This is a genomic window from Paludibacterium flexuosum, assembly GCF_037076605.1.
In the GTDB taxonomy this organism is placed as follows: Bacteria; Pseudomonadota; Gammaproteobacteria; order Burkholderiales; family Chromobacteriaceae; genus Paludibacterium.
This window is the reverse complement of sequence record NZ_AP029060.1, coordinates 2547304-2559717: the sequence shown is the minus strand read 5'-3', so window position 1 is coordinate 2559717 and position 12414 is coordinate 2547304. Positions and strand designations below refer to the sequence as shown.

Annotated in this window: 6 protein-coding genes and 1 other RNA gene; 1 reads left to right on the top strand and 6 read right to left on the bottom strand. The window is 63.6% G+C overall.

What is annotated here, in order from left to right:
• Positions 1 to 115: 115 nt before the first annotated feature.
• The 4 genes from purH to rnpB all read right to left on the bottom strand — a co-directional run bounded on the left by purH (position 116) and on the right by rnpB (position 3560).
• On the bottom strand, positions 116 to 1693 hold the full coding sequence (gene purH, locus AACH39_RS12135; protein WP_215779283.1) for a bifunctional phosphoribosylaminoimidazolecarboxamide formyltransferase/IMP cyclohydrolase: 1578 nt from the start codon (positions 1691 to 1693) through the stop codon (positions 116 to 118).
• Positions 1694 to 1762: 69 nt separating this feature from the next.
• Positions 1763 to 2014, bottom strand: coding sequence for a DNA-binding transcriptional regulator Fis (gene fis, locus AACH39_RS12130; RefSeq protein WP_305798421.1), 252 nt, complete (start codon positions 2012 to 2014; stop codon positions 1763 to 1765).
• Positions 2015 to 2035: 21 nt separating this feature from the next.
• Positions 2036 to 3052 (bottom strand): tRNA dihydrouridine synthase DusB, encoded by a 1017-nt coding sequence (gene dusB, locus AACH39_RS12125; protein ID WP_338620123.1) that lies wholly within the window; start codon positions 3050 to 3052, stop codon positions 2036 to 2038.
• Positions 3053 to 3199: 147 nt separating this feature from the next.
• Positions 3200 to 3560: RNase P RNA component class A (gene rnpB, locus AACH39_RS12120), an RNA gene on the bottom strand.
• 146 nt (positions 3561 to 3706) lie between these two features.
• Here rnpB and AACH39_RS12115 point away from each other — a divergent pair.
• Entirely contained in the window at positions 3707 to 6871 is a 3165-nt protein-coding gene (locus AACH39_RS12115) for an EAL domain-containing protein (protein ID WP_215779288.1), read from the top strand.
• On the opposite strand, the gene AACH39_RS12110 is transcribed toward AACH39_RS12115, so the two are convergent.
• Positions 6857 to 10654: a translocation/assembly module TamB domain-containing protein gene (locus AACH39_RS12110; RefSeq protein ID WP_338620122.1), complete on the bottom strand. Its 3798-nt coding sequence runs from the start codon at positions 10652 to 10654 to the stop codon at positions 6857 to 6859. The two genes, AACH39_RS12115 and AACH39_RS12110, sit on opposite strands and share 15 nt — an antisense overlap.
• Positions 10654 to 12405, bottom strand: a complete 1752-nt coding sequence (locus AACH39_RS12105; RefSeq protein ID WP_215779293.1) for an autotransporter assembly complex family protein — start codon at positions 12403 to 12405, stop codon at positions 10654 to 10656. Before AACH39_RS12105 ends, AACH39_RS12110 begins: the two co-directional genes overlap by 1 nt.
• Positions 12406 to 12414 lie beyond the last annotated feature (9 nt).

The following is a 12414-nucleotide window of genomic DNA, read 5'->3' as shown; positions in this document are numbered from 1 at the left end:
CCTTGCTCGAATCGGGTCAGTCAGCGGGAGGGCGACCGTACGCCACTCCCGATGACAATATGATAACGCGGTCGACTGGTGCAAGAACATGTCGTCACCAGTCATTTGCGCCAGCTCAGTGGCGGAAGTGCCGAACGCCGGTCAGAACCATGGCGATGTCATGCTCATCGGCTGCCGCGATGACCTCTTCGTCGCGCATCGAGCCACCCGGCTGGATGATGGCGCGGATACCCTGTTCGGCAATGACGTCCACGCCGTCACGGAACGGGAAGAAGGCATCCGAAGCGGCTGCGGCGCCGATCAGGGAGAGCCCGGCATCCTGGGCCTTGCGTGCCGCGATGCGGGTGGAGTCGACGCGGCTCATCTGGCCGGCACCGATCCCGGCAGTCTGCTGGCCACGGGCAAACACGATGGCATTGGACTTGACGAATTTTGCCACGCGCCAGGCAAACAGCAGATCGGCTTTTTCCTGTTCGCTCGGCTGGCGACGGGTCACCAGGCGCCATTCGGCCGGCAGCACATTGCGTACGTCCGGGGTCTGCACCAGCAGGCCACCGCCGACACGCTTGAGCTCAAAGCGGTTGGCGCCTTCCTGCAGCGGCACTTCCAGCACGCGCACATTCTTCTTGGCGGCGATCAGCGCCCGGGCTTCGGCGGTGAAGGACGGGGCAATCAGTACTTCGAGGAACTGCCCGGTCACCGCCTCGGTGGTTTCGGCATCGACTTCGCGGTTGAAGGCGATGATACCGCCGAAGGCCGAGGTGCTGTCGGTGGCAAAGGCCAGACGATAGGCAGACAGCGGGGTATCTGCCACGGCGACGCCGCAGGGGTTGGCATGCTTGACGATGACGCAGGCCGGCTGGTCGAAGGTCTTGACCGCCTCCCAGGCAGCGTCGGCATCACCGATGTTGTTGTAGGACAGCTCCTTGCCCTGCAACTGGCGATAGTGGGCAATCGAACCGGCGGCCGGATCCAGGTCGCGGTAGAAGGCGGCAGACTGGTGCGGGTTTTCGCCGTAGCGCATGTCCTGCACTTTGACGAACTGCATGTTCAGGCGGTTGGGGAACAGCGAGCGCTCGAGCACACCGGTGGGTTCGGCATCGACCAGCGCGGTCAGGTAATTGGAGATGGCGCCATCGTAGGCGGCGGTGTGCGTGAAGGCCTTTTTGGCCAGCGCGAAGCGGGTCTGACGCGACAGCTTGCCCTGCCCTGCCTGCAGCTCGTCGATCAGCGCCGGGTAGTCGGCCGCGTCGGTCACCACGGCGACGTGTGCCCAGTTCTTGGCGGCGGAACGCACCATGGTCGGCCCGCCGATGTCGATGTTCTCGATGGCGTCTTCCAGCGTGCAATCACTCTTGGCAATGGTGGCTTCGAACGGGTAGAGATTGACGCAGACCAGATCGATGTTGCCGATGCCGTACTCGGTCATCTTGGCGACATGCTCCGGCAAGTCGCGGCGGCCGAGAATGCCGCCATGCACCTTGGGATGCAGGGTCTTGACCCGGCCGTCCAGCATTTCGGGGAACCCGGTGTAGTCGGAGACCTCGGTCACGGCGATGCCGGCCTCTGCCAGCAGTTTGGCGGTGCCGCCGGTCGACAGGATCTGCACACCTTGTGCATGCAATGCGCGGGCGAATGCCACAATGCCGCTCTTGTCGGAAACACTGATCAATGCACGTTCGATTTTGCTCATGATGTTTTGCGCCAAATGAGTAAGGACGGGACAAACAAAAGGCCGCCCTGTCGGGCGGCCTTTTTATCTTCAGATCAAATCATAGGATTTCATCTTCTTGCGCAGCGTGTTGCGGTTCAATCCCAGCAACTCCGCTGCCCTGGTCTGGTTTCCCTGCGTGTGTATCAGTACAACTTCCAGCAGGGGCTTTTCCACACAAGCCAACACCATATCGTAGATGGCAGACGGCGTTTCGCCGTCCAGGTCCTGGAAATAGCGTTCCATGGCCTGGCGCACCGATTGCGAAATATGGTCATTGTCCTGGATGGTTTGCGTCTTCATCGACTTTTGCTCTTGTTGGTTTCAATCCTGCCCGGGCAGGGAATGTTCTTGGTATACCAGTCGTTCCGAGTCGGCGGCCAGGCCGGCAAAATAGGCGGCGACACAGGCATGTTGCTCGGACGTGCTTTCCAGTTGATACATGGCCTCGCGAAACGCATTGGCCCCCCGCAACCCGCGCGTGGTCCAGGCGATGTGCTTGCGGGCGATGCGACAGCCCGAGTATTCGCCGTAGAACCCGTAGAGATCGTCGAGGTGCGCCAGCAGGATGTCGCGGATCTCCCCGACCCTGGGGGCCGGCAACAGCTCGCCATGCGCCAGGTAGTGCAGGATTTCGCGGAAGATCCACGGGCGTCCCTGTGCCGCACGGCCGATCATGATGGCATCGGCACCGGTCTCTTCCAGCACCCGGCGGGCCTTCTGCGGCGAGTCGATGTCACCGTTGGCAATCACCGGGATCGAGACGGCCTCCTTGACCTGGCGGATGGTGTCGTACTCGGCCTCGCCGTGGTACATGTCTTCCCGGGTGCGGCCATGCATGGCCAGCGCGGCAATGCCGCAATCCTCTGCCAGGCGGGCAATGCGCAGGGCATTGCGCTGGTCGCGCGACCAGCCGGTGCGCGTCTTGAGCGTCACCGGCACATCGACGGCCCGCACCACGCTGTCGAGAATGCGTCCGACCAGCGCCTCGTCGCGCAACAGGGCCGAGCCGGCCGCCACATTGCACACCTTCTTGGCCGGGCAACCCATGTTGATATCGATGATCTGGGCGCCATGGGCCACATTCAGGCGAGCCGCTTCGGCCATCTGCGCCGGGTCGGAGCCGGCAATCTGCACCGAAATCGGTTCTGCCTCGCCGCTGTGGTCGGCACGACGCAGGGTCTTGGTCGTGGTCCACAGGGCCTTGTTGGCTGTAATCATTTCCGACACCGCCAGCGCCGCCCCCATCTTTTTGCAAAGCATGCGGAAAGGACGATCGGTCACGCCCGCCATGGGCGCGACAATCAGGCGGTTTTTTAACCGGTAAGGTCCTATAAGCATGTTTTACAAAGGTATTACGGCTGAAGGGCGGCCATTGTAATGCTTTTTTACATTGTGGTAAAAAACATTTTGCTTATTTTTTGGGCAGCATCGATAGCGGAAAGAAATCGCATGTGGAGACATGCGTGTGCCAGGTCGGCACGGAGGGTGGGAAGTCAGCCGATAAGCCGGGTTCTGTCGTTGGACAGTCATTCATCTAGGCCTGCCGTTACCAGCAGGCTCAAGCAACCTACCCGGGCGCAACGCGAGCCACGTTGGCGCGCCCCTATTTGGTCTTGCTCCGGATGGGGTTTAGCCTGCCGTCCGTGTTGCCACGTCCGCGGTGCGCTCTTACCGCACCTTTTCACCCTTGCCTGATCCCCGAAGGGCCATCGGCGGTTCAGCTCTCTGTTCCACTTTCCATCGCCTCACGGCGTCCGGCCGTTAGCCGGCATCCTGCTCTGCGGAGCCCGGACTTTCCTCCCCGTCCGCTGCAAGCAGCGAACGCGACGACTGTCTGTCTGACTTCCCGCGGCGGATTCTACAGCAAGCCGGGGGTCTGGTCGATGGCAGCTCCATACAACAGCAGGGTTTGCCATGCCGCAAGGCTCAGGCAAATACCTTATCCTCCCCTGCCGATCCCGCTATACTGACCCCTCGCCTCAGGGGGAGGGCATGGAGCTCACACAAAACAGACTATCGCGCTTGCAGCTGATCGGTTCCTTGCTGATCGTGTTTCTGCTCGCGGTCAGCATGTCGGCCTATTTCATCTTTTCCCACTGGCGCGATTTCTCCAATCGCCAGGCATCGCTGTCTGCCCAGTCGACCGAACGTGCCCGCGATCATCTGAAAGCCACCAGCGAACAGACTGTGCTGATGCTGGGGGCGCTGCGCGAGCACGCCAGCCAGTCGCTCAAGCATCGGCTGCGCGAGCAGGTGGATCAGGCCTGGACGATCGCCCAGACCACCTGGCAACGCGAGCATCACCGCAAGAGCAAGGCCGTCATCGCCCGGGAAATCACCGATATTCTCAGTCCGCTGCGTTTCTACCACGGCCAGGACTATTTCTTCATTTTTGGCCTGGACGGCAAGGTGCGCATGCATCCCGATCCGCGTGTGCTGCACGACAAGGATCCGCTGACGCTGACCGACGATGCCGGCCGATACGTGATCCGCGACCTGGTGGAAACGGCCAAGAGTCCGGACGGTGCCGGCTACCGTTACTACCGCTGGTCCGAGCCCGGCCAGAGCGAGATGCTGGACAAGGTCGGCTATGTGCGCCGTTTTGCGCCGCTAGACTGGGCCATCGGCAGCAGCGAGTTTGTGGCCGGCTCCGACGACAGCCTGCAGCGGCGCGGCCTGCAATTGCTGGAACAGTTGCAGCTGGCGCGACGCGACAATTTCATCGTCCTGGACCGCAACGGCATTCTGCTGATGTTCCCGCAGGATCCCTCGCAGGTCGGCAAGCATTTCCTGTCCCTGCCGGCACCGAGCCGCGCCCTGGTCGTCGATCTGATGGGGCTGAATCCGACCGGGGGCTTCCTGTCGTGCATGTTCCGTGGCCAGCATGCACTGGCCTATGGCCGCAAGCTGCCGGGCTGGGGCTGGACGCTGGTGAACGTGCTGCCGACGCAGACCATGATCAACCGTGACCTGGCCGCCGATCGTGACTTGCAGGACGCCCTGCATCAGCGCATCAGCGCCACCCTGCTGATGACGGCGCTGGCGCTGGGTCTGGCCGGTTTCTTTTCCTGGATGTTCGCCAACTGGATGAACGCCCTGTTCGCCCGTTATCGGCGTGACTTGTGGAGCAGTCATCACGAGTTGAAAGAGCGCTCGCGCGAATTGCTGCTGTCGCGCTTCATGATGGACAACGCCTCGCAGATCGTCTGTCTGATGGATCAGCACGCCCGGCTGGCCTATCAGAACGATATGGCACGGCAGATTCTGGGCGATGATCCGCAGATCCGCGATCAGCGGCTGGCGGCGTTGTTCCGCCATACCGAGCTGCCCTTGCCGCAGACCTATGCGGTCTTGCTGCCGGAGGATGTGCCGCAGCGGATTTTCGAGGTCACGCTGCATGAGATGGTCTATGAGGGTGAGCGTTACCGCTCGGTGACCGCCCATGACATCACCGAGCGCATGCAGGCGGAAGATGCCCTGCGTCTGGCCGCCAAGGTATTCGAAACCAGTGCCGAAGCCATCCTGATCGCCAACAGCCAGAACCGCATCCTGAAGGTGAACGATGCCTTCCTGAGCAGCACCGGCTACAGCGAGGACGAGGTCATCGGCCAGACGCCGTCCATCCTGGCCTCGGGACGGCACTCGCGTCAGTTCTATGACGAGATGTGGAAGTATCTGCGCGAGCACGGCAAGTGGTCGGGCGAGATCTGGAACCGGCGCAAGAATGGCGAGATTTTCCCGGAGTGGCTGACGATCAGCGTGCTGCACGATGAGCGCGGCAAGATCAGCCATTATGTGGCGCTGTTCACCGACATGACGGAAAGCAAGCGCCAGGAAGCCGAGATGCGCTACATGGCGGAGTACGATCCGCTGACCGATCTGCCCAATCGTGCCCTGATCAATGACCGCATGCAGCAGGCGATTGCCGAGGCACAGTCGCAGGGCAGCGAGCTGGCGGTTCTGTTTATCGACCTGGACCATTTCAAGCGCGTCAACGATTCGCTCGGCCATGCGCTGGGGGACGAGTTGCTCAGGCAGGCGGCACAGCGTCTGGGACAGACAGTACGCGACATCGACAGCCTGGGACGCAGTGGCGGGGACGAGTTTGTCCTGATCCTGACGCAACTGAAGCGCCATGAAGAGGCCGCGCAGGTGGCAGAGCGCATGCTGGCGGCGCTGTCCGAGCCGTTCACGCTGGGGGAGCACGCCGTGCAGGTCTCGGCCAGCATCGGGATCAGTCTGTACCCGAAGGATGGGCGTGATATCCAGGGGCTGATGATGAGTGCCGACCTGGCGCTCTACCACGCCAAGGCCAGCGGCCGCGACATTTTCCGCTTCTATTCCAGCCAGATGAACAGCCAGTTCAATGAAAGGCTGATGCTGGAGTCGCGCCTGCGCGATGCTTTGGATCAGCAACATCTGGATCTGGTGTACCAGCCGCTGTTTGCCATGGACGGACAGACTTTGATCGGCTGCGAGGCCCTGCTGCGCTGGCACCATCCGGAGATCGGCTTCATCGCCCCGGAGCGCTTCATCCCGGTCGCAGAAGAAACCGGCATGATCATCGAGATCGGCGCCATGGTGCTGGACCGGGTCTGTGCGCAAATTGCCGCCTGGCAACAGCAGGGGCTGTCGGTCCTGCCGGTCACGGTGAATGTGTCGGCCAGCGAGCTGGCGCGCCCGGATTACGAAGAAACCTTGCGCGCGGCACTGGCCAAGCACAAGCTGGCCGGCGACAGGCTGATGCTGGACATGAACGAAGATGCCCTGATGAGCAATCCGGCACGGGCGATGAATGCGCTGGACCGCATCCGTGCCCTGGGCGTCGGCCTGTCGATCGACAACTTCGGCATCGGCTACTCCAGCCCGGTGCACCTCAAGCGCTTCGCGCCGGCCATGATCAAGATCGACCGCACCTTCATCAGCGGCTTGCCGGACAATCGCGAGAACGCCTCGATCGTCTCGGCCATCATCCATCTGGCTCATGCGCTGGACATTCCGACCCTGGCCCAGGGCATCGAAACCGAGGCACAGCGCCTGTGTCTGTTGCGCATGGGCAGCAGCGGTTTTCAGGGCTTTCTGGCCGGCGCACCGCAGTCCGCCGACAGCATGGGACAGCGCTGGCAGCCCGCCGGCAACGCCTCAGTCGAATCGTAGGGTGTAACGCGATTCCGCCGAGGCGTTATTGCCCAGGCGCAGCAGCAGCGACCATTTGCCGCTCAGCTGATACATGAGTTTCAGCGCCTGTTGCGAGCTGGTCAGACCGTATTCGTAGCCGAGGTAGAACGTCCGGCTCAGCTGTTTGCCGACGGTCAGTACCTGCTCGGCCGGGCTGACCGTCCCGTTGAGCAGGGTCTTGCTCTCCTTGCGGGTCAATCCCAGATCATCGAACAAACCCACCTTGTCGTTCAGGCTGCCGGCTGCCAGCTGACTGGCCGCCAGCGCCAGGAAGTTACTGTCCTGAGTGCTGTCGTCCGCCGCCCGTCCCAACACCAGCCAGGATAGTTTGTCGCGGTCGGTCATGGCGTCATCGGCGATCAGTTGCAGACGCGGCTGCGACACCGAGCCCAGCACTTCGACACCGGCACCGACCGGCGACATGCGGCGCCGGGCACGCACGTTCAGGTTGGGATTGTCCAGCGGACCGACGAAGGTAATGGTGCCGGCATCGATGTCCAGCTCCTGGCCATAGGCCTTGTAACGCCCCTTGACCACATTCACCTGCCCGCGCGCCGACGGCGCCATGCCCTGCTGGGCACTGACCTTCACCTGGCCGGACAGCTCGACATTCAGACCGGGGCCACTGAAGGCAAAGTGGTTGCCCAGATCCAGCAGCAACTCGACCGATACCGGCAGACTGGCCAGCGCCGACTGCGGCACGGGCCGGCCAATCACCATCACGTCATCGGACAGTGCCGGGGTGCCGGCCTTGGGCAAGTCCAGCCGGCCCTGATCGGCATGGACCCGGCCGGTGAGGGCAATGCGCTTGTCGTTGACACTCAGATTGGCGTTGCCGCTGACAACCAGCACACGGTCCGGGCGATCGAAGACGCTGAATTGGCGGATCTCGACTCGCACCGCCGCATCCGGGCGCATGCTCGTGCCGTCGCTGTCATTGAGACGCAACTGGCCGCTGGCCTTGGCCTCGCCCTGGCCGGAGACAAAGCGCAGCTGGTCCAGCCACAGGGTATGCCCCTCCAGCCGCGCCGCCAGGGTACCACCGGCCAGCCGCAGGCCGGTGCGTCGATCACGCAGCAACAGTTCACGCCCCTGGATCGGCCCTCTGGCCTGCGGATTGCCCAACGGGCCGCTCAGCGCCAGATCGGCACTCAGACTGCCGCCGGTTTCGGCCAGGTCGGACAAGGCAGCCAGGGAAGCCAGATGCGGCAGATCCAGTTTCAGACTGGCCGACAGGGGGGTGGCTGCATTCAGACGCCATGGCGCGGCACTCAGCTTGCCCCGCAGCTGCAGCTGCCCGACACCAGCCGCCAGCAACACGTCCACGGCAGTTTGGTCACGCGACCAGTCTATTCTGGCCCGGGTCTGGCCCAGGGCCAGGGCATAAGCCCGATTGCCGGCATCCAGCGTCATGTCGCCTGACTGGCGTTCAATGCTCAGGCTGCCATGGCCATCCGGCTGCAATGCCCAACTGCCCCCCACCACCAGGTCATGGCTGCCGGGCAGATCGAGCCAGGGCTTCAGCGCTGCCAGAGCCAGACCATCGAGTCGGCCATGGCTGCTGAGGCTGCCATCGCGCTGGCGAGTCAGACCGGCAAAACTGATCTGCGCACCGGCCAGACTGAAACGCGTCGCGCCCAGTTCGAGGATGCCCGGCGCCATATGGATGGACAGAGGGCTGAGCAGCTGCAGGGCAGGCTGCCCGCTGATGCGCAGCGATTGCAGGTTGCCGCGCCAGTCAGGCTGGCTGGCCGCCAGCCCGCCCTCCAGCGCCGCCTGGGCCTGGTACGCCTGGTTACCCAGCGCCAGGCGGGCATCCATCACCAGACGATGTCGCGCACGGTTGCCGTCGCTGTTCAGTCGCAGTTGATCAATGCGCCAGTGATTGCCACTGACTTGCTCCGCCAGTGCCTTGAGCCGGAACACCCCGCTCCCGCCGGCCTGCAGATTGCCGTTGACGGCCAGATTTTGTGCCGTAAGCAGACCGGGCAGACGGATCTGGTGTGCGCTCAGGTCGAGGGCCACCAGTGGCTGTGCCGGCGTCCCGCTCAGGGTGACTTGCCCCTGGGCGCTGCCGGACAGGCCAAAGCCGATTCGTGCCAGGACCGGTGCCTGAATCTTTGCCTGCAGCTGATCGCCGGCAGCACCCCAGGCACCCTGTGCCTGCAGGGTATTGCCCGCCAGGTTCAGGTCGGCGGCAAGATTGCGGATCTGGTGCCCGGCCAGCGAGAAACGCACATGACCTCCCACCGGGGCGCCATCCAGCTTGCTCGGTGCGATATCGAACAGCAGGTCGGCGGCCAGAGGCTGGTCGGCCCGGCCCGAGGCACTGAGGCTGGCATTGAGGTCGCCGCGAGGCCAGGCATCGGCCACGGCATGGGGATCGCCATGTTGCAGTTTGCCGTTGAGCTTGAAGCGACGGTTGGCATCCAGTTGCCCCTGCAGGGTGAGTTCGCCGCTGCCGGCGCTGAGTACGCCGCGCTGTAACTGCCATTGCCAGGGGCGCGCAGGACCATAGCTCAGGGTGCTTTGCAGCTGGAGCGCCAATTGGCGGCCTTTGAGGCCGGCACGTAATTGCCAGTCACCGATCTGGCCGTTGAGGCTGGCCGCACCGCTGATGGCATCGGCGGGAATGGCGGCGTGCAGCGCGTGCGGATCCAGATCTTGCAGACGCAGATTGAGATGCAGGCGATCTTTGTGGATCTGGCCGTCCAGCAGTAGTCGGCCAGCGCCCAGCGTGGCCTGCAGTTGCCGGACCTGAATGCTGTCGGGGTCGAGCAGAAAATCGGCCTGAACCTGATCCAGCGGCAGACGGCCCTGACTGGCGGCACCGGCCATGCGGTTAGTCAGTTGCAGTCTGCCCCGGGCATGGCCCTGACCGGCAGGCTGGACTGACAGGGCCATATCGAGGACGGCGCGGGGCCAGTGGGCATTGATGGCTTGCGGATCGACGCCGACGGTATGCAGCTCAAGCTGTTGCACCCGCTGTGATGGCTGACTGGCAAAGGGATCGAAGCGGCCGCTGAGGTCGACGACGACCGGGCTGGCGCGCACTTGCCCGCGCAGCAGCAATTGCCGCAGATTGCCGCTCAGCGTCAGATCGCTGCTGCCCGGCCCCGCGGCTCCCTGCAATCGCCCGCTCAGCGCAAACGGCGCCTGGTCGGCCAGCGAGAGCTGGCCGTGCAGCGCGCCCTGTGGCAGGCGCAGCCGGGCCAGGGTCAACTGATGCCGCCCGTGTTGGTATCGATAGCGGGCATTGAGGTCATACAGTGACCAATCGCCCGGGGAAAGGCTCAGGCCATCGAGGTGAATGTTGGCCAGTTCGACTTGCAGCGGCAGCGACAGCTTGCCCGGCAGGCTTGGCCAGGGTGACGGCGGGGCCGAGGGGTTGGCGGTGTAATGCACCAGCCCCAGGCTCAATGTCTGCACACTCAGTTGCCCCTGCCACAGCCTGGCGGGCTGCCAGTCGAGGCGCAGGTGGTCAATGGTCAGGGTCATGGCGGCGTCGCGCCATTGCACATCCTGCAGACTGAAACCTTGCCACAGGGTGCCGCTGGCCGTGGCGACCTGCAGCTGCCCGCCGCTGAGTCGGACCATGCTCTGGCACAACTGTCTGAAGCCGCGCTCGGTCGCGGTGAACCAATAGCCGGCCAACAGCAGCAGGCAAGGCAGCAGCAGAAGCCACCATCCGGCATGTCGGGTGCGGCGCGGCGCAGCAGTGGCGGGCGCGGGGGGAGGCGTGGTGTTCGGCTCGTGCGGCATCAGAAAGCGAGTCCCAGGCTCATGTTCCAGCTGATGGTTTTCGACCCCTGTGGCCGCGCCATATCGAAAGACAGCGGCGCCACCGGGCTGAACCAGCGCACACCGATGCCATAACTGCGCTTCAGACTGAAGCTCGACCACGACTCCGAGACATTGCCGGCATCACTGAACACGGCCAGGGAAAAATCCTTGTAGACCGGCACCTGGTACTCGACCGTACCGGTGACCATGACCGCCCCGCCAACGACGGCATTGTTGGCGCCGGGCAGGCCCAGGCTCTGGTATTCATAACCGCGCACGCTGTTGATGCCGCCGGCGCGGAATAGTTGCGAGCTCGGTACCTTGCTGCTGTCGCTGGCCCAGACCCGGCCAAGCTCCAGCCGGCCGAGAAAGGTCCCCCAGCTGGGGGCCGAGGGCGTCCAGTACTGGACAGCCCGTCCATACACGCGCAAATAGTTGGTGCTGGAAAGCCAATTACCCAGGGTACCGGACACCATGCCGTCGAGCAGATAGCCGCTGCGCGGGCGCAGGAGATTGTCGACATCACGCCGGGTCAGGCCGATCGAGGGCAACAGGGCCCGGTTGACCTGATTGTCTTCGTTGACAGCATGCTGCGCTTCACGAATGAAGTTCAGACCGACACGCCACTCGTCGTTGGCACGGGTATGCACACGCCAGGCACCGACCTCCTGGGACTGGGTAATCAGGTTCTGGATGTTGGTCTGCTTCAGCGCGGCGGTGACGGTATGGACATAGCCGTCGGCAGTGCGTGGCAGCGTCATGCCGAAATTGAGCGACTGCTGGCTCTGGTCCCAGCTGAGGACCGAAGAACCGCTCAGGCCGGTGCCGAACAGGTTGTTGTGGTCGAGGCCCACGCGGGTACCTGGGCCGACATCGGTATTGTAGGTCAGGCCGAGTTCGAGTTTCTTCAGCGGGAACTCCACCAGATCGACCACAATCGGTGCCCTGCCCTCGTCCGAAACACGCTGCAGATCGGCACTGACCACGGCGGCGGAAAACTGGCTGCTGTGCTGCAGCGCCGCCTGGTAATCGAGCAACACCTGCAGGCGATAGGGGTCACCGGGCCGGAAGTCGGCCAGCTTGTGCACCAGCGAGGCCGGATAACGCTTCAGGCCGCGAATCTGCAAGTCGCCGAAGCGGATGCTCGGACCGCTGTCGATGACCAGCTTCATGTGCGCCGTATGGCTGGATGGATCGATGTCGACCTGGCTGCTGGCAGCGATACGGGCCAGTGGGTAACGGTCGGCGGTGATGCCTTGCAAGGTCACGGCCTTGGCGGCATCCCAGTCGGCCTGACGAAAGCGGTTGCCGACGACGGTCGGCCATTGAGCCAGCAGCGCGGCCCGCCTGGCCGCAACATCACTGTCCTGCCGGATGGGACCGTCCAGCTCAATGTCAATCTGGCCGATCAGTACCGGCTTGCCCGGGTCGACGCTGACCTGAATGCGTCGTGGCGTCCCCCCTTCGTCACGCACCGTAACCTGCGCATCAAAATAGCCCTCGGTTTCCAGCAGTTTGCGCGCAGCGTCCGGAGTCGTCCGCAGTAGCACCTCAAGATCGCTGTCACTGACCGGGGCGTCCTGTGGCTCGGTGATCAACGGCAGGTGTTCGGTCAACAAAGGGGTCAGCGCGGACGGCGCATCCACGCGCACGCTGTAATCGACCGCCAGGCAGGGCGATGACAGGGCGAGCAGCAGGCAGATGGCCGGGAGAAGGGGGAAACGCCTCATGCGCACATG